This window comes from Pseudarthrobacter sp. BIM B-2242 (assembly GCF_014764445.1).
Taxonomy (GTDB): domain Bacteria; phylum Actinomycetota; class Actinomycetes; order Actinomycetales; family Micrococcaceae; genus Arthrobacter; species Arthrobacter luteus_A.
The window spans coordinates 2,911,105-2,931,779 of sequence record NZ_CP061721.1 but is presented as its reverse complement, the minus strand read 5'-3'; the positions used below and the strand labels follow the sequence as shown (position 1 = coordinate 2,931,779).

The following is a 20,675-nucleotide window of genomic DNA, read 5'->3' as shown; positions in this document are numbered from 1 at the left end:
CCGCGGCCTATTTGTATCTGTGGACGGCACTAGGCTGAATCCATGTCCGAATCACGCCACCCTGCCGAACTGAACCCGAAAAGGGACGCTCGACGGCGTTTGGCACTGAGGCCCTATGCCCGCGCCGTGGCGCAGGTGCTGCGCGTCAGCTTCCGGGCCTCACCGGGCGCCGTCGTCATGAAAGTTATGGGGTCGCTGATTTCGGCCACGCTGCCGCTGGTGACCACGTTCTTCGCCGCGCTGACAACCACCGCGCTGGCGGCCGCCTACTCGGGTGATGCCGCGGCGGGCCAGCAAGCCATCGTCTATGTCATCATCACCGCCGCCCTGGGACTTTTTTGGGGTGCCTTCAGCAGCGTGGACCGCTACATCCAGCAGCTGATGAGCTTCAAGGTCGGAGCCATCGTGGGCGACCAGATGTACGAACGCTTCCTGGCCCTGGATTTTTGGCGCTACGACGACAAACAGACAGTCGACCTGTACGACCGCGCCAAGCGGTTCTCCGACTCGTATGCCAGGGTCCTGGACCGGATCGCCGCGATCTTCACCCAGCTGGTGTCGGTGATCCTGGCCGTCGGGGCCCTGCTGCTGGTCAGCTGGTGGATCGCCGTCATTGTCCTGGTGGCGATCGTGCCGAGTGTCTACCTGCAGTTCAAGCTTTCCCGGGAGCAGATCGCGCACTGGAACACGCAGGTGGATTCACGCCGGCAGCGCCGGATGATCGAAACGAACCTGCTCCGACCGCAGCACATCGCTGAAATGCGCCTGTACGGGATCGTGGGCTACCTGATGGATTTCCGGTCCCGGCTGCGTGACGCTGACGAGCGCCGACGCCTGGACTTCCAGAAGCGCTATATCCCGAAACAGCTCGCCGCCGACGCGCTCCAGTACGGCGCCGAAGTGGTCTCGCTGATCTGGGTGGTGGGCCAGATCATTGCCCGTGCCCAGCCGGTGGGCCAGTTCCTGTATGTCCAGCAGATCGTCAGCCGCGCCCTGTCCACAGCGAACAGCCTTGTCTCGTCCCTGAGCTCCATCGATGAGGACCTGGCGAACCTCAAGGACTATGAAGTGTTCATGGCGCTTCCGGTCCATTCCCGCCACGCGCCGCCGCTGCTGCAGGCTCCCAGGACCGTGGAGCTGCGGGACATCCGCTTCACCTATACAGGCAGCGACCTTGAGGTGATCCGCGGTATCAGCATGACCATCCGTGAAGGCCAGCACATCGCCATCGTGGGGGAGAACGGAGCCGGAAAGTCCACCCTGATCAGAATCCTGGCCGGGCTGTACGCTCCGGACTCAGGACAGGTAATGCTCGACGACGTCGACCTCGCCGCCGTCGATGTCACCTCCTGGCACCGTCATCTGGCAGTGCTGAGCCAGGAATTCCTGAAGTACGAGTTCGCCACGGCCGCGGACAACATCCGCTTTGGTGACGTGGACTCGCCGCGCGACGAGGACCGGATCCGGCGGGCCGCGGCCGACGCCGAGGCCCTCGAATTCATCAACAAGCTGCCCAACGGGCTGGAGAACCACGTCAGCAACTGGATGGAAGATCCGCGCGGCCGGAAGGGCAGCGGGCTGTCCGGCGGGCAGTGGCAGCGGCTTGCCATGGCTCGGAACTTCTACCGGGGCGCGTCGTTTATGGTGATGGACGAGCCAACCTCGGCCATCGATGCACTGGCGGAACACAGGATTTTCAGCAGGCTTTTCGCGGACCGCAGCAGCACCATCATTGCCATCAGCCACAGACTGGCCACCATCGAGAAGGCCGACATTGTGTACATGCTCGAGGACGGGCAGATCGTGGAGCAGGGCACCCACAAGGAGCTTGTGGCACTGCGTGGCCGCTATTTCAGGATGTTCGAGTCACAGCTCAGCCTTGACGCTCAAAGCGGACCGTAGGCCGCATTTCCGTAAGGGTCGCGCCACGTGCCCAGGCCCGTACCCGCTTCCACCGGAAGACGCCCAGCGCGGCTCTCAACGGGCCGAGGACCAGAACCCACGCAAGGTCGCTGACCTGCCGCGAAGGCAGGTTGAGTCGTCATGGAGGCCTTCGCCCTGAATGCTGAGTATTGCCGGGCGTTCTGCTACCGGCGTTCCAGCCAGCCGGCGAAGAAGCGTTCCCGGTGACGGTGCAGGTGCGCGGAATACAGCAACCCGGCCGCCACCGGCAACGGAAAGACCACCAAAAGCGCGAGGATGGGCAGGACGTCCGGTGCCGTGCCCCGCGGGGTGGCGAACATGAGGGCCACAACGATGGCCACCATGACCGCTATCATGCCAATCGCCGAACCAGGGGCTATCCGCACGTACTGTTCGGCGCGGTTCACATCGTCAGCCGGGCGTGGATCCGTGCGCGTAAACCGTGGCCCAATGGCCATCAGCCAGCCGGCTCCGGAGATGGCCAGACCCAGGCCTGCCAGCACCAGGCCGTTCTCGGGGCTTTGACCTGTGGCCGCCAGGACGGCTGCCTGTGCCAGCCCGGGCAAGCCAAAGATCATGCCCATCCACCAGAACCAGAAGACACGCGCGCGGCGATGGGCGTACCCCAGCGCACGCTGCGGAAAGCTGGCGGTGCCGGATGCCGCGGTATCCATCACGAGGCGGCTGCCAGCAACCCGCGGACCACCAGGCCGGGTTGCTCAGCGGGCTCCAAATCCCGGACGCCAAGCTGGCCGTCCTCGTCCAGCGGCGCCGAGGCGAGCTGGTGCGGGCCGGCTTCGTGAATTTTAATGTTGGCGACAACAGGTTCCTGCGTCCGGACGCTGTACCGCCTCGAAGTAACGATGCCGCCGCCCTCGCTGCCGAGTGTGGCAACTGCTTCATCTACCTGGGCCTGCACAAAGTCGAACAGGTCCACGTCGTCCCGCAAGGGAAGGCAGAGGTACTCGCTCAGGGGGCGGAGGAAGACCGCCGCCCGGCCCGCGGGGGAGTCCACGAGGTAGCTCGGTGAGGCGTATTGGGACCCGATCCGGGTGATGTCGAACCACTCGGAGGAAGTGCTGAAGATTCTTGCGAGAACTTTTGCCTCAGCAAGCAGGGTGACCTCCTCGCCGTTGATCTCCACGGTGTCCCGAATGTTCAAGGTCCCCACTCCGGCCCGGACAAGGTCGTGGTCATCCGGGAGCTCGGCCAGGCCCAGTACCCGGCGGGTCAAGGCAGTCCCGGCACCAGGTTCAAACGCCAGCAGTGCCAGGATTTCGTGGCTGGTCATCCGGTACGCCGCGGGAGGCAGGTCGGAACCGGGAACGGTTTCCGGAGTGGTGGAGGCTGTCATGATTTCCTTACGTCATCTATGGTTCTGGCTCAGGATGGTGCAGGCGGGGCCTCAGCCGAAACCGAGCTTACCGCCAACCCATCCGACAGCGTCGCTGGCCGCAGAGGCAACGTCCTTGACGGCGCCCACTACTCCTGCCCCGAAGTCCCAGATTCTCTTGGTGACCGGGACGTCTCCTGACATCATGCCCAACAGGCCCCACCCCAGGGCGAGTCCGCCCAGGACTATGCCGGCAGGTGCTCCCACAATGGTTCCTGTGGCAACAAGGGCGGCTACGGACAAGCCGCCGCCAATCAGCCCGTCGGCAATCCTGAACGGGTCCTTTCCGTCGATCCCGGAGAGGACATCCAGGACGCCGATTGCGCCGCCCAGGACGCCCAGTACTTTTCCGGCGCCTTTCATGAAGTCAAAGAACTTGCTGACGCCTGCCTGCACCTGCGCGAGCTCCAGGTTCCAGTTGAACTTGTCAGCCACGAACATCAGCGCCGAGGCAATTCCCGACGCGGCGCTGCCATCCCCGACTCCCATTTTTTCGAGGAGCCACTCAATGCCCGACGACGCGTGCTGGTAGTTGGGATCGGTGAAGGCATCACCCCAGCCGGGTCCAGGGTTGGAGCTGTTCGCGGAGCCGCTGCCGCCGCCGGACCCGGCCGGCACGGAAGAAGAACCCGCGCCACTGGCCTGCTCCTGTTCGTCAGCGTGCTTCAGCAGCGACCTGGACTGATCCTGCAAAGCCTCCGAGGTATGGCTCAGCATGGGACGCAGGGAAGATGACCATTCGCTGCGGAACCTGTCCCCGTCCGTGCCCTTCCACGCTGAGGATTGCACCAGGGAATTGACCGTGGATTCGACGCTTTTCAGCCGTGTCCCGGACCTGCCCAGCGATTGGGACAATGCCCGGAGTTGTTCGATGTCAGCACCGTAGATGCCAGGCGCCATTGCGTCCCCCAAATTCTTAGCGCAGCGGACCCTGCTGTTCCGCTTTGTGCCCAAACTACGTTATTCGGCCGGACGCCGCGATGGGGACTTGTCCCCGGCCGCGTCCAGCACGGTGGTGCGGACCCTCGCCAGGCCGGGCCGGGCGGGAACACTGCTGAAGCCGAAGGTCACGGCAGGATTAATCGGTGCCAGCTCCCCGGCGTGCGCACCGTTCCAGCGAACGACGGCGGAGCTGATGTGGTGCAGGTCGCTCACCCCGTAATACTCCAGCCTGCCGCTTCCGGCGCTGCCCGAGGTCCGGGCGCCAGGACTGAGCAGCCCGGCCAGGGGACTGATTGCCTGCAGCCAGGCCGGGTGCACGGCGAGGGGCCTTGGTACTGCCCGCAGTGCTGTGCCCAGGAGGGTTCTGCGCCCCACGCCGGCGCTTAGCTGCAGCGGGCCGGCGTCCACCGTCAGGCGGTGATCTGCGAACACTGCATTCACGTCCACCAGCTGCACCGAATCGAAGCTGTACGTCGCCGCGATGAAGGCGGCTACTTCCCGGGTGGGGGCCAGCAGCAGCCGGTGCCCGGAGGGCTGCTGGACCATAACATCGGCGAAGGACCCGAACGGGGACTCCTGCCACACGCCCACCACCGCCCGCAGTCCTGACGCGGTGCCAATGCCGGCTATGTGCCCATCGAAGATCCAGCGGTTGCCCATCCCGGCATCTTAGCTCCGGCCAAGGACAACGCCGGGGCTGGGATAACCTAGAGCAGTGACTTACGAGATCGAGATCGGCCGTGGCAAGCGTGGGCGTCGTGCCTACTCCCTGGATGACATTGCGATCGTCCCCAACCGTCGTACCCGCGACCCCAAGGACGTGTCTGTCTCCTGGCAGATTGATGCCTACAAGTTCGACATGCCCGTGATCGCGGCACCCATGGATTCAGCCATGTCCCCGGAGACGGCCATCGCCCTCGGGCGGCTGGGCGGGCTCGGCGTGCTGGACCTTGAGGGCCTCTGGACCCGGTACGAGGACCCCCAGGCCGTCCTGGACGAGATCGGTGCCCTCGCCGATGAGGTCAACAGTCCCGCAGTGACAGGGCGAATGCAGGAGCTCTACCGGGCACCCATCCAGCCGGAACTGATCACCTCCCGCCTCGCCGAGATCCGCGCAGCAGGCGTGACGGTGGCCGGTGCCCTGACCCCGCAGCGCACCCAGGAGCACTACAAGACGGTGGTGGCCGCCGGCGTCGACATCTTTGTCATCCGCGGTACCACCGTCTCCGCCGAGCACGTCTCAAAGGAAGATGAACCGCTGAACCTCAAGCAGTTCATTTACGAGCTCGACGTCCCGGTGATCGTTGGCGGCGCCGCCGGCTACACACCCGCGCTCCACCTGATGCGGACCGGCGCCGCGGGCGTCCTGGTCGGCTTCGGCGGGGGAGCCACGGCCACTACGCGCCGCGCGCTCGGCATCCACTCGCCCATGGCCTCCGCCATCTCCGACGTCGCGGCCGCCCGCCGTGATTACATGGATGAATCCGGCGGACGCTACGTCCATGTAATTGCCGACGGCGGCATGGGCACCTCGGGTGACATCGTCAAGGCCATTGCCATGGGCGCCGACGCCGTGATGCTGGGCAGCGCGCTCGCCAGGGCCGAAGAGGCTCCGGGGAAGGGCTGGCACTGGGGCCAGGAGGCCCACCACCTGGAGCTGCCGCGCGGGGACCGCGCCAACGTGGGGACCGTCGGATCCCTCGAAGAGGTCCTCTTCGGGCCGGGGCACCACACCAACGGCACGTCCAACCTGGTCGGGGCGCTCCGCCGCTCGATGGCGACCACAGGGTATTCGGACCTCAAGGAATTCCAGCGCGTCGACGTCGTGGTATCGCCCTACACCGGCAACTAAGGGCTGGTGGACGCCTGCCCATCCGCGCGGCAACGAAGTAGTGTGGGTTTACTACCGGCAGCAGCGGCAAGGGGAGGCGTTCCATGAACAGTGTTCTAAACGAAGGCGGTGCCCTGGGGCCCGCAGCCCGGGAAGCATCGATTGCCCGGCTCAGGGCTACGTCCGAGCCGGGCAACGAACTTGACATCCTTATTGTCGGCGGCGGGATCGTGGGCACCGGAGCGGCCCTGGACGCCGTGACCCGTGGCCTCAGCGTGGGGATCGTGGAAGCGAGCGACTGGGCGGCGGGCACGTCTTCGCGGTCATCGAAGCTGATCCACGGCGGACTGCGCTACCTCGAAATGCTTGATTTTGGGCTGGTCAAGGAGGCACTGCAGGAGCGTGGGCTGCTGCTTTCCGAGCTCGCCCCCCACCTGGCCCGGCCGGTGCCTTTTCTGTATCCGCTGACGAAGCCTTTCCTCGAACGGCCCTATGTCGGAGCCGGCATCGCCCTGTATGACCTGATGTCCATCTCCAACGGGCACCGGCGCGGCGTTCCGTTCCACAAACACCTCAGCCGTCGGGGAACCCTCCGGGCTGCGCCCAGCCTGAAAAAAGATGCCTTTGTGGGTTCAATCCGCTACTACGACGGCCAGGTAGACGACGCCAAATACTGCGCCAACCTCATCAGGACCGCGGCCCATTACGGCGCCCATGCAGTGAACCAGATGGCGGTGGTGGATTTCCTCCGGGAGGGTGAACGCGTTGTGGGGGCCAAGGTGGTCAACCACGAGGACGGCTCCCAGTTCAACATCCGGGCAAAGCAGGTCATCAACGCCACCGGTGTATGGACCGACGAAACCCAGGCCATGGTCACGGACCGCGGTCAGCTGAAGGTCCGGGCGTCCAAGGGCATCCACCTTGTGGTGCCGCGGGACCGGTTCCAGTCCACCGTCGGCCTGATCCTGCGTACCGAGAAGTCAGTACTGTTTGTCATCCCCTGGGGCCGGCACTGGATCATCGGCACCACGGACACCGACTGGCACCTGGACAAGGCCCATCCGGCAGCGTCCAGCAAAGACATCGACTACATCCTCGAACACGTCAACACCGTACTCAAGCGGCCCCTGACACGCGAAGACGTCGAAGGTGTCTACGCGGGCCTGCGTCCGCTGCTGGCCGGTGAGAACGACTCCACCGCCAAGCTCTCCCGGGAACACGTGGTGGCGCACCCGGTGCCCGGCCTGGTGGTGGTGGCAGGCGGCAAATGGACCACCTACCGCGTGATGGCCAAGGATGCCGTGGATGAGGCCACCCGCACCATGGACGAGCGTGTTCCGCCGAGCTGCACCGAAACCATCCCGCTGCTGGGGGCCAGCGGCTTCAAAGCCGCCTGGAACCGCAGGAGCCGGACAGCCGAGGAATATGGCGTGCACGTGGCCCGGGTGGAACACCTGCTCAACCGCTACGGGTCCATGACCCCGGAAGTGCTCGCCATCATCAAGGAGCGGCCCGAGCTGGCAGAGCCGCTGCCCGGCGCTGACGATTACCTGCAGGCGGAGGCTGTCTACGCCGCCACCCATGAAGGTGCCCGGCACGTCCATGATGTGCTGACCCGCCGAACGCGGATTTCGATTGAGGCGTGGGACCGTGGCGTGTCGGCGGTGCCGGTAGTCGCTAAACTGATGGGCGAAGTCCTTGGCTGGAGCGATGCGCAGCGCGAGAACGAAATAAAGCACTACATCGCGCGCGTTGAGGCCGAACGGCTAAGCCAGCAGCAGCCGGACGACGAATCAGCCGACGCCGCCCGCCTGGGCGTGGATGACATTGTCCCCTTGCGCTGAGGGGCCCGAGCAGCACCACTTCTCCTGACTGAAGGGACACGCCTTGGCGGAACCACTTGACCGGTACGATGCCGATCTCACCACACCTGAACTGGTGATATTGGAGTTGGAGGCCACGGACAAGGCGGACGCTGCGGCGCAACTCGCGGAACGGCTCTTCGAGGCAGGCCGGGTCACGGACCTCCCGCGCTTCCTGGAACACGTCAACGCCCGGGAACACCAGCTCGCCACCGGCCTGCCGGGCGGCGTCGGCCTGCCCCATGCCCGGAGCGAATTTGTCTCCCGGACGTCCATCGCGGTGGGAATCACCAAGTACGGGCATGCCCTGGACTTCGGCGCCTCCGACGGGCCCGCCACCGTCATCCTGCTCATCGCCACCCCGGCAAGCTCGTTCTCCGACCACCTGGAAGTCCTGGCCACGCTGGCGCGGTCCCTTTCCAAGGAGTCCTTCCGCGAATCCCTCCGGCGGGCCTACGATGCCGAGGTCATCTCCGAGCTCATCAACTCCAGCCTGGTGTTCTTCGACCACTGAAGCTTGGGGCAGGCTCATTCCGGTGGGCAGGGACCAGTGCGTTTAGTTGTTCTACGGCGTAACGAAGTACGGTTAAGGGGTGTGGAAAACAGCCCTGAAGCCCCGATGGATCGCCGGCCTGGTGTTCGCCATACTCGTCTCCGGGGTGTTTGTCCTGCTGAGCCAGTGGCAGTTCGGGCGGTCCGTGCAAGCCGAGGCTCCCGTCACCCCGGCCACTGAGCAGGCCAGGCCGCTCACGGAAACGCTGACGCCCGGAGGCTTCTTCCCCGGATCGGTCTCGGACCAGATGGTTTCCGCCGAGGGCACCTATGACCCCGCAAAGCAGGTCCTCGTGCCGGGCCGGCTGAAGGACGGCAACACCGGTTACTGGGTGGTGTCCGCCTTTTCCGTGACGGGTGCGCCCGCACTCACCGGCGGCGCAGCCTCCCCGCAGACCTGGATTCCAGTAGCCCGCGGCTGGGTAGCGGACCCCGACGACGCCGCCGCACCGCCGTCGGGCGTTGTCCGGCTGACCGGGCGGCTGCTGCCGTCCGAATCGCCGCTGCCGGAAACGGCGCCGGAACCCGGGCGCGCTACCGCGGTGTCTGTGGCCGAACTCATCAACTACTGGGACGTCAGCAGCTACCAGGGGTTTATCGCGGCCACGTCCGAAATGGCTGAAGGCTCCGACGTGAGCGCGGCCTCGGTTGGCGGCGACCTGAAACCGCTGAACATCGGCCCTCAGCCGCCGGCCCAGAAAGTCAACTGGCTCAACGTCTTCTACTCCGTGGAGTGGGTGGTGTTTGCCGGGTTCGCACTGTTTATCTGGTGGCGGATGGTGAAAGACGACTACCAGAGGGGACTCGAAGACGAGCTCGATGACGACCATGACGACGACACCCCGCCCAGCCAGCCAACTTCCGAACAGCTCCAACAAAAGGTAAAGCCATGATCGAACCGAAACCGGCCATCCAGCAGGATTCCGTACAGGGAAAAACCAAGAAGCGCCGCTTCGGCGGCACCGAGGCGCAGATCCGCTCCGCGTTGAAGTTCTACAAGGTTCTGGCCTACCTGACCGGCGGCATGCTGCTGCTCCTCTGCGCCGAGCTCATCGCCCGCTACGCCTTTGGCCAGTACCTGTTTGCTGGCGGAACAAACGCCGTGACCGGGCAGCCGTTCGGCCTGGGCTTTGCCGATGCCGAACCCAAGGGCGTCGAAGGCGGGATTAACCTGTCCGTCGCGGTGCTGATTGTGCACGGCTGGATGTACGTTGTGTACCTGATCTCCAACTTCCGGCTGTGGACGCTGATGCGCTGGCCGTTCCTGAAGCTGATCCTGCTGGCACTCGGCGGCGTGGTGCCGTTCCTCTCCTTCTTCGTGGAGAAGAAGTTCCATGCTGAGGTCGAGGCAGAACTTGCCGCGCACCCGCAGGCCGCCCAGCGGTACTAAGCGTTCCAACGGCAGGGGAGGCCCGCCGTCGGACGTCGGATCCGTCACACCCCCCGCCCCGAACGTGCGGCGGGGCAACCGCGCAAAGTAGGCTATGACGGTGACTACTCCCACTGCATCCCAAACTTCCAAGAAGCCGGTGCTGGTTGTTGACTACGGTGCCCAGTACGCGCAGCTGATTGCCCGCCGCGTCCGGGAAGCGAATGTGTATTCGGAAGTGGTTCCGCATACCTACAGCACCGAGCAGCTTCTGGCCAAGAACCCCGCTGCCATCATCCTTTCGGGCGGCCCCTCAAGCGTGTACGCTGACGGGGCCCCCTCCGTCGGCGCCGACCTCTTCGAAGCGGGAATCCCGGTCTTCGGCATCTGCTACGGCTTCCAGGCCATGGCGAACGCCCTGGGCGGAAAAGTCGACAAGACCGGCCTGCGCGAATACGGCTCCACCCAGACCACCATCCTCGGTGAGGGCCGCTCCGTTCTGGAGGGAATGCCGCAGCACCAAAACACCTGGATGAGCCACGGGGACTCCGTCCACACCGCTCCCGAAGGCTTTGAAGTGCTCGCGACGACCGCCGGCGCTGAAGTGGCTGCCTTCGCCAACGAGGAGAAGTCCCTCTACGGCGTGCAGTGGCACCCCGAGGTGAAGCACTCGGCCTACGGCCAGCAGGTGCTGGAGAACTTCCTGTTCAAGGGCGCCAAGCTGGAACCAAACTGGACCACTGGGAACATCCTCGAGGAGCAGGTGGACCGGATCCGCAAGCAGATCGGCGATGCCCGGGTCATCTGCGGCCTGTCCGGCGGCGTTGACTCTGCGGTTGCCGCGGCACTGGTCCAGCGCGCCGTCGGCGACCAGCTGACCTGTGTGTTCGTTGACCATGGCCTGCTGCGCGAAGGCGAAGCAGAACAGGTGGAACGCGACTTCGTGGCCGCAACCGGCGTCAAGCTCTATGTTGCCAACGAGCAGGAGCGCTTCCAGGCAGCCCTCGCCGGCGTCAGCGATCCGGAAACGAAACGCAAGATCATCGGCCGCGAGTTCATCCGCGCGTTCGAGGAAGCCGAACTGGCCATCATCGCCGAGGCTGCCGCGCACGGTGAGAAGATCAAATTCCTGGTTCAGGGCACGCTGTACCCGGACGTCGTTGAATCCGGCGGCGGCGAAGGTGCAGCCAACATCAAGAGCCACCACAACGTGGGCGGTCTTCCCGAGGACCTGCAGTTCGAGTTGGTCGAACCGCTGCGCGCCCTCTTCAAGGACGAGGTCCGCGCCGTCGGCGCACAACTGGGACTGCCGCAGGAAATCGTTGGCCGCCAGCCCTTCCCCGGGCCCGGCCTGGGAATCCGCATCGTCGGTGAGGTCACCAAGGAACGCCTGGACCTGCTCCGTAAGGCGGATGCCATTGCCCGCGCCGAGCTGACCGCAGCCGGCCTGGACAACGAGGTGTGGCAGATGCCTGTGGTCCTGCTCGCCGATGTCCGCAGCGTCGGCGTCATGGGCGACGGCCGCACGTACGGCCACCCGATCGTGCTCCGTCCCGTCTCGTCCGAAGATGCGATGACGGCTGATTGGTCCCGGTTGCCCTACGATCTATTGGCCCGGATCTCCAACCGGATCACCAACGAGGTGGAAGGTGTGAACCGCGTGGTGCTGGATGTCACCAGCAAGCCGCCGGGAACCATCGAGTGGGAATAGCAGTGTGAATGGCCGGCCTCCGTCAGCGGAGTCCGGCCATTGCTTTCCTCCGTTCAAATCCCCTAATTTGCCCTGTCCCAGTGTTGCGGTCTCTCATCCCGGTCCCTTTTGCGGCTACGCTCGAAAGCATGCCGGTATGGTCCAGGGCGTCACGTGCAAACGCAGAAAAGAAGGCAGTAGTGTCAGTTGGTCAAGGCCACCCGGAGGGTTCTGAGGAGCTCGGAAAATGGCTGTCCGGGCTCAAACCCGTTACCGGGGCAGACACCATGCTGCGATTCACCAAGACCCCGGAAGGGTCAATTGACCTGACCCATGCCCACCCGTCCGGGCTCGCCCAGCTGATGGCGGGCCGCAGGACACGGCTGTCCACCCTGATCCGGGACCAGCAGCAGTACGTCGTGGCGGCGCGGGCATCGCGGAACATCCGCTCCAAAATCTTCGAACTGGCCAACGACCGCGGCATTGATGCCGGGTACTTTTCTGCGGGCACTGTGGTGTGGACCTCCGCCGTCGGGGGCAAGCCCCAGCGCGTTTCCGCGCCGGTCATGCTCACGGCAATCTCGCTGACAGTCCGTCCCGGCGAGGACGACTACGAGCTTCAACTCACCGAACAGGCGCACATCAATCCCGCACTGGTCCGGCACCTGAAGACCATCCACGGCATTGTCTTTGACGTGAACGCCGTCACGCGCCTCGCCTACAGCACCGCCCGCTTTGACCCGCAGCCGGTCCTGGACAAGCTTGCGTCCCTCATCAAGCCCATCCATGGCGCGGAAGCCCAGCACAACCTGCTCGTGTCCACCTTTGCCGATCTTTCGGGCAACCTCGACGACCCCTGGATCAACGACGGCAACCCCCTTATCAACGCGCTGGCTACGGCCGCGGGCGGCGAAGTGGTTGACGTTGAGGAACCGGACCCGTCCCGCTTTCCGAGTGTCGACGAGCGGCACCCCGCCGACGAACTGCTGCTGCTGGATGCCGACCCGGACCAGCAGTACGTCATTGACGCTGCGCGCGCCGGGGACTCCCTGGTGGTCAGCACGCCGCCGGGCACGGGCCAGACCCAGACTGCCATAAACACCATCGGCGCCCTGGTGGATGCGGGACGCTCGGTACTGGTCGTGGGTGACCGGCGGGCCAGCCTCACCGAAGTGTCTGCACAGCTGGAGTCCCTGGGCCTGGAATCCATCCTGTTCCAGCTTTCCGGCACCGCCACCCCGCAGCAGCTCAAGGCCCAGCTGGTCCGCGCCATCGTGCGGAACGAAAAATCGCTTGAACCGCAGCTGGGGAACCTCCACAAGACCCTGACCGAACACCGGCACGCCCTGATGGACCATGTGGCGTCCCTGCACAACGTGCGTCAGCGCTGGGGCTGCTCGCCGTACCAGGCCATGCAGTCGCTTGCCGAGCTGACAGCCATTCACCCGTCCCCCGCCACCACGGTGCGGCTGAAGCGGAGCGTGCTGGACAGCATCCGTGACCGCAACGAACTCGCGGGCAGGCTGCGCCGCGCCGCCGAGCTTGGCAGCTTCAGCCGGGCTTCCACCACCAGCCCATGGCACGGCGCCAGGCTCCTCACCCGCAAGGAGACTGAGGAAGCCCAGGAGCTGGCCCGCTCCGTGGCGGAGAACCTCCCGGTCCTGCGGGACCGCATGCACAGCGTGGCCGAGCACGCCGAGATCCGGCTGGGCACATCCTTTGCTGAATGGGGCGAACAGCTCGAGCTGCTCGTTGCCGTCCGCGAAAGCCTGGACAAATTCACCCCGGACATCTTCGACAGGCCCGTCCACGACCTGATTTCCGCCACTGCGTCCTCCGCATGGCGCCGGGAGCGGAACGTTGAGATGGCGTCCATGCAGCGTTCCCGGCTGCGGCGTGTGGCCAAGGAGTACGTCCGGCCCGGCGTCCACATTGCTGACCTCCACAGTTCGCTGGTGCTGGTGCAGGAGCAGCGGGCGCTCTGGTCCGGTTACGCCACCTCGCAGCGCCACCCGGCTGTTCCGTCCGGCCTCGCCGAAATGAACGTGATGTACCGTTCGCTGGACGGGGAGCTGACGCAGCTGGGGGAGGCCCTTCGGCACACCCGCGCCGGCGGCTCGTTGGCCACCGCCCGCTACGAGGAACTCATGGAACGGCTTGAGCGGCTGGTCGCGGACACCCAGACGCTGAAAACCCTGCCGGAGCGGACGCTGCTCGTGGAAAACATGCGCGAGCACGGCCTGGGTGAACTTCTTGACGATCTGGCCGAGCGGGAGGTAGCCGCGCCGTGTGTGGGCGCCGAGCTTGAGCTCGCCTGGTGGCAGTCCGCACTTGAAGCGATGATCAGCGGCGACGATTACCTTGCCATGTCCGACGGCGACGCCCTCCGGCAATTGGAGGCCGAATACCGGCTCGCCGACAATGCCCACATTGCCAGCGGTGCAGCGCGGCTTCGCTGGGATCTTTCCGAACGGTGGCAGGCGGCGCTGGCCGAACACCCGCGCCAGGCCCAGCTGCTGCGCAGCCTACTCAAGGACGGCAGGGTGACCCTCGCCGCGCTGACAGCCCAGGCACCGGACCTTGTTCCCATGCTGGTTCCCGTCTGGTCGGTGAGCCCCTACCTGATGACCGGGCTTCTGCCGGCCGAACAGCGCTTTGACGCGGTGGTCATCCTGGATGCTGAGGCGACGTCGCTGCAGGCTGTCCTGCCGTCCATTGCGCGGGCGAAGCAGGTCATTGCCTTCGGTGACGCCAAAATCGCCAGCCCGCGGACCTTCACTGTGGGGGTGGAGCGCCTGGCCGTTGGCGAGGCACCGCACCAGCGGGTGGAAAGTGCCTTCTCTGCGCTCTCCGCGGTGTTGCCCGTGTGGCGGCTGAATTTTGTCTACCGTGCCGTGGACGAGGACCTGGTCCTGCAACTGAGCAAGAACTTCTACGACGACGGGCTCCGCCGGCTCCCCGAGGGCCAGGCCGCCACCGGCCTGGACCGCGCACTGACAGTGGAGTACCTGCCGGACGGGACCGGACTGCCGAGCGCCGACCACGAGGGTGTCGAGTCCGTGGTGGCCGAAGTGAACCGGGTGGTGCAGCTCGTGTTCGAACACGCGCGGCTGCGCTCCCGCACCTCGCTCGCCGTGGTCACCGCCAGCCTGCGCCACGCGGCCCGGATCGGTGAGTCCATCCGGCTGCAACTGCCCAACCACCCAACCCTCGCCGGGTTCTTCGGTGGGGGGCCGGAATCGTTCCGGGTGGTTGACCTCGAACGGGCACAGGGACTGGTGCGCGATCACATCATCTTCTCGCCCGGCTTCGGCCGTACCCCGCACGGCCGGGCGCTGCACAACTTCGGTCCGCTGTCTGCTGAGGGGGGCCGTGAGAAATTCGCGCTGGCTATGACGCGTGCCCGGCGGTCCATCCATGTCCTGACGTGCTTCCAGCCCGAAGACCTCGACCACACGCGGCTTTCCTATGGTGCCGTGGACTTCTATGAGCTCCTGAACCGTGAGATTGCGGGAAAGACGGACCTGGGAACACCGGCGTCGCGGGCGGCTGCCAGCGAGCAGGCACTCGGGGCAGATCCGCTGGTAGCCGATCTCGGTGACAGGCTGCGCGCCCGCGGCGCCCGGGTCTGGCACCAGTACGACGGTGTTATCGACGTGGTGGCGGCAGCCGACCCGCTGAGCACCATGGGCCAGGACGACGCGGATATCCCGTGGCCGGTAGCCATTGAATCCGACGGCACGGAGCATTACCGCACCATGACAGTCCGCGAGCGGAGCCGTCTCCGCCCGCAACTGCTGGAACGGATGGGCTGGCGTTACATGCCGCTCTGGACCATCGAAGTCTTCACGGACCCCTCCACGTGCGCTGACCGCATTGCAGGTTACCTGGGCCTGGAAAACGTCCTTCCACCCGGCCGCGGCAATGCCTCCGGAGGCTTTTTCGACGAGGACGCGGACCCCTTGACGACGGGGGCGGCACATCATGACATTAACGAAGGCCAGGCTGCACGCCTGGACAGTGAGGAGGCTTCCGTGAGCCCACAGAACCCCGACCAGGGCGAAACTGACAGCAACGACCACCCGGACACCGAAGGCACCACGCAGTCGCCCGTGCCCGGGGACCAGGAGGGCGGCACGGCAGGCGTCCTGCCGAACAAGGCTGCCGAGGACGATGCCAGGAACTGGGGCGATGATTCCGACAACGATCACGACGCCTGGCTGAAGGAAAACAAGCCACCGCACTGGGGGTAAAGCCCACGGCTGAGACAAGCCGCGCCGCTTCACCCGGCTGCTCCTGACGGCCCCACCAGGACAAAAAACAGCTTGCCCTGCGTGGACGCGCCAGCCAGGCGGGCAGCCTGGTCAGGTGCTGCCGCCACCACGATCAGCCCGTCGGTCTCGGCTGTGCCGAGCCACTGCCCGGTCTTGCCGCCCTGCCCCGAGGTCCAGAGGACGGGGACGGACGCGGCAAGCACCTCCGACGAAGAATTTTGGTCGTAGCCGTTGGCACCGGTCAGCACTACATTGACCAACTGGCCCGGCGAGACCAGCTGGATCGAGGAAGGATCTGCCATCCTTAAGGGCACGGCCGCGGAGCCGGGCGGCGAACCGGTGAGGAGCCCCGGCCCCAGCAGCTGGGAATCGGTCAGCAGCTGGCCCTTCCGCAGCGGGGCTGCCAGTTGCATTCCAGTAGCTTCCCCGGCGCCGGTTACGGTTCCGGGGTGCACCATCTGCGGCGGAATCTTCACTTGCATCAGGTCCGCTGCCGCCAGCGCTGTGCCCGCTGGCAGGTCCCGCGCTGCGGCCAGCGCCATCGCCGTGTCGGCAGGCGGGGGAGTGAGCTGGTGGACCGTTATGCCTGCAGCTGCGCACAGCAGGAGGGCGATGGCGAGGCGGCGGTTCCGGTTCAGCCACGACACGAGTCTGTGGCTGCCGCCCCGGCCGGCAGGGCGGCGTGCGGAGAGCGGGCGGTGGCTCCCGCGTGCGGGCAGAACGGACCGGCGGCTGGGGCGGAAAAGGGTGGCGGGCATGGCACCCACGCTACTTTCGCGGGGCAGCGCCAGACAGCAGCAATGGTGCCTATGTGGACAACTCTCCCGGCGGCGTCGGACGCGTCCTTCCGGAGCGCGGAGGCACCAGCCTTAGCGCGGGCTGATCAGCCCGCGCCAGAGTGGGTGAAAGGTCAGCTGGCGGCGGCAGCAGCGGCGGGTGCCGGTGCTGCTGCCGGGGCGGGTGCGGCGGCCGGGGCAGCTGAAACGGTGCTTCCCTTGGCGTCCCGGGAGTCCGTCCGGTAGAAACCGGAGCCCTTGAACACCACACCAACGCTGTTGAACTTTTTGCGCAAGGCTCCCTGGCACTCCGGGCAGGACGTCAGGGTGCTGTCCGTGAACGACTGGAAAACGTCGAAGGCGTGGCCGCAATCCTTGCAGGCGTAGGCGTAAGTGGGCACTGATGCTCCTCCTCTTGGGCAAACGAGAGGTCCTGTGTTGCCGTGAACGGACGGGCCGTCCATTAGCAGTCGCAGGGCCTGAGTGCCAATTCTATCACCCCCGGCGCGTGGCCCTCCAGAGTGCCGCGGGGCGCCCCTCAGGAAGGGACGGTGAGTGCCACCAGGCCTGAGGGGGTCAAGGCCAAAGGGATCTTCCGGTCAAACTCTTCGGCGGGAATTGTTCCGGCGGGCAGCACTTCGGATTCAAAGACGATAGCGGCCAGCGGGATGTCCAGCCCCCTGCTGTCCAGGGAGCCCAGCAGGACATCGTAATAGCCGCCACCCTGGCCGATTCGGTTCCCGCTGCGGTCCAGCGCGGTGGCAGGGATGAAGAGCCCCGCCACGGAGGCCAGGATGTCGTGGTCGTGGCGGGTGCCGGCGGGTTCCATGACGGGGGCGTAGCGGCTTCGGACAAACTCGGCTTCCGGGGTCCAATGTGCCCAGCTGAGCCGCCGGCCCGGCTCGCAGACAGGGAGCAGGACGGTGTGGCCGTGGCGGTGGAGTTCGCGGATCAGGGGCAGGGTGGGAGGCTCGGGTTCCACGCCAAAGTAGGCGCAAAAGGTCGACGGCGTTCCACCCGTCAGCTGTTTGGCCCAGGCGGCGCCGTGGGCCGCAAGGGCGGCACCTGCCTCATCGCGCTGGTCAGGGTTGGTCGCGGTGCGGCGCTCGCGATGGAGTGCACGGATGCCGGCCTTTGCCGCCCTGTCGCCGTCGGACATGCCGTTCCTTCTTTCCTATGCCGGCGCCGCCGTCCCAACCGGGGGTGCGCTGATGCAGTGTGCCAGGTTTGGGTGGCCAACAATTATTGAATGACCAGCCCCTCCGTTAGATTAGTCCAGTGACTACCTCTCAGCAGACTGTACGCAAGGCCGTAATTCCCGCCGCAGGGCTCGGAACCAGGTTCCTGCCAGCCACAAAGGCGATGCCAAAGGAAATGCTCCCGGTGGTGGACAAGCCGGCCATCCAGTACGTGGTTGAAGAGGCCGTCAGTGTTGGTCTCAACGACATCCTAATGATCACAGGCCGCAACAAGCGCGCCCTGGAGGACCACTTCGACAGGGTTCCGTCACTGGAGGACACCCTCGAAGCCAAGGGTGACCTGGCCAAGCTTGAGTCGATTCAGGCAGCAAGCAACCTCGGCGACATCCACTATGTGAGGCAAGGCGATCCCAACGGCCTGGGCCACGCTGTCCTTCGTGCAAAGCAGCACGTGGGCCGCGAGCCCTTTGCTGTCCTGCTCGGCGACGACCTGATCGATGCCCGGGACGAACTCCTCAGCACCATGATTGAAGTCCAGGCCAAGACGGGCGGCTCCGTGGTGGCCCTCATTGAGGTTGAGCCCTCCCAGATCAGTGCATACGGTTGCGCGGACGTTCAGTCCATCGACGGCGAAAGTTACGTCAGGATCAACAAGCTCGTCGAAAAGCCCGACGTGGATGAGGCACCTTCCAACCTGGCAGTCATTGGCCGCTACGTTCTGCACCCTGAAGTTTTCGAAGTGCTTGAGCGGACCGGTCCAGGCCGCGGCGGTGAAATCCAGCTGACGGACGCGCTGCAGGAACTGGCTGCCGGAAGCGGCGAGGGCTACGGCGTTTATGGAGTGGTGTTCCGCGGCCGCCGTTACGATACCGGTGACAAACTCAGCTACCTCAAAGCCTGCGTCCAGCTTGCCATTGACAGCGACGACCTCGGCCCGGGCCTGCGCGACTGGCTCCCGAGCTTCACTGCCGGCCTCACTAAATAGCTGCCGTGCGTTCCGGACCCATCTGGCCCACAACCTTGGAGTGCGGTGACCTGGTCCTGCGTCCCATCAGGTACCGGGACAAGAGGGAATGGACCGAGGTCCGGTCACGCAACCGGGACTGGCTGGCACCATGGGAAGCTTCCAACCCGGCCCCCGGCGGCGTCCTTCCGGATTACCGGCAAATGGTTCGGTCCCTAAAAATTCAGGCCGCCCAGGGCACCGCCTTGCCGTTTCTTATCGCCGAACGCACGCCGCGCTCGGCGTCACCGGTCATCGTGGGCCAGCTGACTGTCTCATCGATTGTGTGGGGCTCCGCCATGATGGCAACGCTGGGGTATTGGGTTGACCAGGCCCGGGCAGGTCATGGCATTGCGCCTACCGCCGTGGCCCTGGCCACGGATCATTGCTTCCAGGCGCTGGGCCTGCACCGGATGGAGATCAACATCCGGCCTGAGAATGGTCCCAGCCTGCGGGTCGTTGAAAAGCTGGGCTTCCGCGATGAAGGCTACCGGCCGCGCTTCCTTCATATCAATGGGGAATGGGCTGATCACAGGTCTTTTGCCCTGACGGCGGAGGAAGTGCCGGAGGGTTTGCTGAACCGGTGGCTTGCGGCCCGGTCCTGACCTGCAAGGGCCCTTCCGGAGTCATAAATCCATTGATTTGCCACGTTGCCCGCGACACACCGAGGCTAATGCCGCTGCGGCCGGTCGAATGCTCATACGGTTTTGATTGTGGACATCCCCCTCAGCAGCTCAGTGATCCTTGTGGTTGCCGTCGTGCTCTGGATCGTATGGGTAGCGCCGTACGTCCTGCGAAACCGCCGGCACCAGGCCCAGGCCGCCGGCGAGTATTTCGCGGACGTCCCAGCTGTTGAATCATCGGACCCGAGAGCCGGGACGGTCATGAACATCACCGCCCAGCAGGAGAAAGCCATGGATATCAGGAAGAGCCCAGGAACCGCAGCCGAAACAGCCGGCCGTGCGACGACAGGCGGGTTCCGGATCCGATATGGCCGAACTGGCATCGCCCTCGTTGGAGTTGTCGCACTGCTGACTGCCTTTGTGTCGGGCGTTCTGCTGCTCTTCGGACTTGGGACGGCATGGCTGCCCGTCACCGGGCTGGCCATTACTGTTTTTGCTGTGGCGTTGCTGCGTTTCCTGGCTGTGCGTGACCGCAAGGCCAAAATGAACGCCGCCTTCCGCGCCGCTATGAGCGCTCCCGTGCGCCGCCAGTCTCCTGTCACGCCGGCCGTGGCCACGCCACAGCCGGCCGCCCGGCCGGAAAGCCGGCTCTTCGACGCTGAAGCGCACCAGCCCAAGCCAAAACCCCTGACCGCCATGGAACTCCGGGAAGCGGCTTTGGCTGTCGCTGTTGCGGCGGGGGATACCAGCGCTGCAGCCGCCGAAAAGCCTGCTGAAACTACGTGGGAACCTGTTGACGTGCCGAAGCCCGTCTACGTCGAGGCCGCGAAGGCCGAGCGTCCGGCGCCCCGGCCGCTTGACCTGCCTGAAGCGCCGAAGGCCACGGGCAAGCCGTCCCTGAAGCAGGGCGCACCCGCAACCGCACCGGCTGCCGCACCTGCCGACAAGCCCCTGACGAAGGCGCAGAGCGCCCTCAGCAACCTCGACGACGTCCTGCAGCGCCGTCGCGCCTGATTCTCAATTGGTAATGGGCAGGGAATATTTGTAGCCTAAGTTCAACCGGCCCTGCCGTTCCTTCCGGGACTCAGGCTGTTCCGGGGCTATAGCTCAGTTGGTAGAGCGCTTCGTTCGCATCGAAGAGGTCAGGAGTTCGAATCTCCTTAGCTCCACAAATTCCTTGCGTCATCCCGGGTGGCGCACAAACAGCGGGGCCACCCGTAGGTGTCCCCGCTGTAAAT

General features: G+C 65.4%; 18 protein-coding genes and 1 tRNA gene. 12 read left to right on the top strand and 7 right to left on the bottom strand.

Features of this window, described 5'->3' with window-relative positions; genetic code table 11:
• Window positions 1–42 precede the first annotated feature (42 nt).
• Window positions 43–1,902: an ABC transporter ATP-binding protein gene (locus IDT60_RS13440; RefSeq protein ID WP_191079425.1), complete on the top strand. Its 1,860-nt coding sequence runs from the start codon at window positions 43–45 to the stop codon at window positions 1,900–1,902.
• 185 nt (window positions 1,903–2,087) lie between these two features.
• On the opposite strand, the gene IDT60_RS13435 is transcribed toward IDT60_RS13440, so the two are convergent.
• Genes IDT60_RS13435 through IDT60_RS13420 form a run of 4 tightly spaced genes read right to left on the bottom strand, consistent with a single transcriptional unit; the run spans window position 2,088 to window position 4,918 of the window.
• Window positions 2,088–2,597 (bottom strand): hypothetical protein, encoded by a 510-nt coding sequence (locus IDT60_RS13435; RefSeq protein ID WP_191079424.1) that lies wholly within the window; start codon window positions 2,595–2,597, stop codon window positions 2,088–2,090.
• Complete coding sequence (locus IDT60_RS13430) at window positions 2,597–3,277, bottom strand: hypothetical protein (protein WP_191079423.1); 681 nt, start codon at window positions 3,275–3,277, stop codon at window positions 2,597–2,599. Before IDT60_RS13430 ends, IDT60_RS13435 begins: the two co-directional genes overlap by 1 nt.
• A 51-nt stretch (window positions 3,278–3,328) precedes the next feature.
• On the bottom strand, window positions 3,329–4,216 hold the full coding sequence (locus tag IDT60_RS13425) for a WXG100 family type VII secretion target (protein ID WP_191079422.1): 888 nt from the start codon (window positions 4,214–4,216) through the stop codon (window positions 3,329–3,331).
• A 60-nt stretch (window positions 4,217–4,276) separates the two neighbouring features.
• Window positions 4,277–4,918, bottom strand: a complete 642-nt coding sequence (locus IDT60_RS13420) for a hypothetical protein (RefSeq protein ID WP_191079421.1) — start codon at window positions 4,916–4,918, stop codon at window positions 4,277–4,279.
• 55 nt (window positions 4,919–4,973) lie between these two features.
• On the opposite strand from IDT60_RS13420, the gene IDT60_RS13415 reads away from it, so the two are divergent.
• The 7 genes from IDT60_RS13415 (at window position 4,974) to IDT60_RS13385 (ending at window position 15,815) form a co-directional block, all read left to right on the top strand.
• Complete coding sequence (locus tag IDT60_RS13415) at window positions 4,974–6,110, top strand: GuaB3 family IMP dehydrogenase-related protein (RefSeq protein ID WP_191079420.1); 1,137 nt, start codon at window positions 4,974–4,976, stop codon at window positions 6,108–6,110.
• An 83-nt stretch (window positions 6,111–6,193) separates the two neighbouring features.
• A complete protein-coding gene (locus IDT60_RS13410; RefSeq protein ID WP_164206038.1) occupies window positions 6,194–7,933 on the top strand; it encodes a glycerol-3-phosphate dehydrogenase/oxidase in 1,740 nt (579 codons plus the stop codon).
• Window positions 7,934–7,976: 43 nt separating this feature from the next.
• Window positions 7,977–8,465, top strand: a complete 489-nt coding sequence (locus IDT60_RS13405; protein ID WP_164206040.1) for a PTS sugar transporter subunit IIA — start codon at window positions 7,977–7,979, stop codon at window positions 8,463–8,465.
• 79 nt (window positions 8,466–8,544) lie between these two features.
• Window positions 8,545–9,396, top strand: a complete 852-nt coding sequence (locus tag IDT60_RS13400; RefSeq protein ID WP_191079419.1) for an SURF1 family protein — start codon at window positions 8,545–8,547, stop codon at window positions 9,394–9,396.
• Window positions 9,393–9,893, top strand: coding sequence for a DUF3817 domain-containing protein (locus IDT60_RS13395; RefSeq protein ID WP_191079418.1), 501 nt, complete (start codon window positions 9,393–9,395; stop codon window positions 9,891–9,893). Before IDT60_RS13400 ends, IDT60_RS13395 begins: the two co-directional genes overlap by 4 nt.
• Window positions 9,894–9,987: 94 nt before the next feature.
• Complete coding sequence (gene guaA / locus IDT60_RS13390; RefSeq protein WP_191079417.1) at window positions 9,988–11,583, top strand: glutamine-hydrolyzing GMP synthase; 1,596 nt, start codon at window positions 9,988–9,990, stop codon at window positions 11,581–11,583.
• Between the two features lie 128 nt (window positions 11,584–11,711).
• Window positions 11,712–15,815 carry an AAA family ATPase gene (locus tag IDT60_RS13385; RefSeq protein WP_191079416.1) on the top strand — a complete coding sequence of 1,368 codons (4,104 nt, stop codon included), beginning with the start codon at window positions 11,712–11,714 and terminating at the stop codon, window positions 15,813–15,815.
• Between the two features lie 29 nt (window positions 15,816–15,844).
• On the opposite strand, the gene cpaB is transcribed toward IDT60_RS13385, so the two are convergent.
• The 3 genes from cpaB to IDT60_RS13370 all read right to left on the bottom strand — a co-directional run bounded on the left by cpaB (window position 15,845) and on the right by IDT60_RS13370 (window position 17,771).
• Entirely contained in the window at window positions 15,845–16,594 is a 750-nt protein-coding gene (gene cpaB / locus IDT60_RS13380) for a Flp pilus assembly protein CpaB (protein ID WP_191079415.1), read from the bottom strand.
• Between the two features lie 152 nt (window positions 16,595–16,746).
• Window positions 16,747–17,013: an FmdB family zinc ribbon protein gene (locus IDT60_RS13375; protein WP_164198708.1), complete on the bottom strand. Its 267-nt coding sequence runs from the start codon at window positions 17,011–17,013 to the stop codon at window positions 16,747–16,749.
• 137 nt (window positions 17,014–17,150) lie between these two features.
• Window positions 17,151–17,771 (bottom strand): 5-formyltetrahydrofolate cyclo-ligase, encoded by a 621-nt coding sequence (locus IDT60_RS13370; protein WP_191079414.1) that lies wholly within the window; start codon window positions 17,769–17,771, stop codon window positions 17,151–17,153.
• Window positions 17,772–17,890: 119 nt separating this feature from the next.
• Between IDT60_RS13370 and galU the strand changes: the two genes are divergently transcribed.
• From galU to IDT60_RS13350, 4 genes are all read left to right on the top strand, one after another.
• A complete protein-coding gene (gene galU / locus IDT60_RS13365) occupies window positions 17,891–18,796 on the top strand; it encodes a UTP--glucose-1-phosphate uridylyltransferase GalU (protein WP_191079413.1) in 906 nt (301 codons plus the stop codon).
• Between the two features lie 5 nt (window positions 18,797–18,801).
• Complete coding sequence (locus IDT60_RS13360; RefSeq protein WP_191079412.1) at window positions 18,802–19,419, top strand: GNAT family N-acetyltransferase; 618 nt, start codon at window positions 18,802–18,804, stop codon at window positions 19,417–19,419.
• Between the two features lie 132 nt (window positions 19,420–19,551).
• Complete coding sequence (locus IDT60_RS13355; RefSeq protein ID WP_191081951.1) at window positions 19,552–20,451, top strand: hypothetical protein; 900 nt, start codon at window positions 19,552–19,554, stop codon at window positions 20,449–20,451.
• Between the two features lie 82 nt (window positions 20,452–20,533).
• Window positions 20,534–20,606, top strand: a tRNA-Ala gene (locus IDT60_RS13350).
• Window positions 20,607–20,675 lie beyond the last annotated feature (69 nt).

Coding starts and splice junctions, on each gene's coding strand:
- IDT60_RS13440 (WP_191079425.1), top strand. CDS start 43: ATGTCCGAATCACGCCACCCTGCCGAACTGAACCCGAAAAGGGACGCT.
- IDT60_RS13435 (WP_191079424.1), bottom strand. CDS start 2,597: ATGGATACCGCGGCATCCGGCACCGCCAGCTTTCCGCAGCGTGCGCTG.
- IDT60_RS13430 (WP_191079423.1), bottom strand. CDS start 3,277: ATGACAGCCTCCACCACTCCGGAAACCGTTCCCGGTTCCGACCTGCCT.
- IDT60_RS13425 (WP_191079422.1), bottom strand. CDS start 4,216: ATGGCGCCTGGCATCTACGGTGCTGACATCGAACAACTCCGGGCATTG.
- IDT60_RS13420 (WP_191079421.1), bottom strand. CDS start 4,918: ATGGGCAACCGCTGGATCTTCGATGGGCACATAGCCGGCATTGGCACC.
- IDT60_RS13410 (WP_164206038.1), top strand. CDS start 6,194: ATGAACAGTGTTCTAAACGAAGGCGGTGCCCTGGGGCCCGCAGCCCGG.
- IDT60_RS13395 (WP_191079418.1), top strand. CDS start 9,393: ATGATCGAACCGAAACCGGCCATCCAGCAGGATTCCGTACAGGGAAAA.
- guaA (WP_191079417.1), top strand. CDS start 9,988: ATGACGGTGACTACTCCCACTGCATCCCAAACTTCCAAGAAGCCGGTG.
- IDT60_RS13385 (WP_191079416.1), top strand. CDS start 11,712: ATGCCGGTATGGTCCAGGGCGTCACGTGCAAACGCAGAAAAGAAGGCA.
- cpaB (WP_191079415.1), bottom strand. CDS start 16,594: ATGCCCGCCACCCTTTTCCGCCCCAGCCGCCGGTCCGTTCTGCCCGCA.
- IDT60_RS13370 (WP_191079414.1), bottom strand. CDS start 17,771: ATGTCCGACGGCGACAGGGCGGCAAAGGCCGGCATCCGTGCACTCCAT.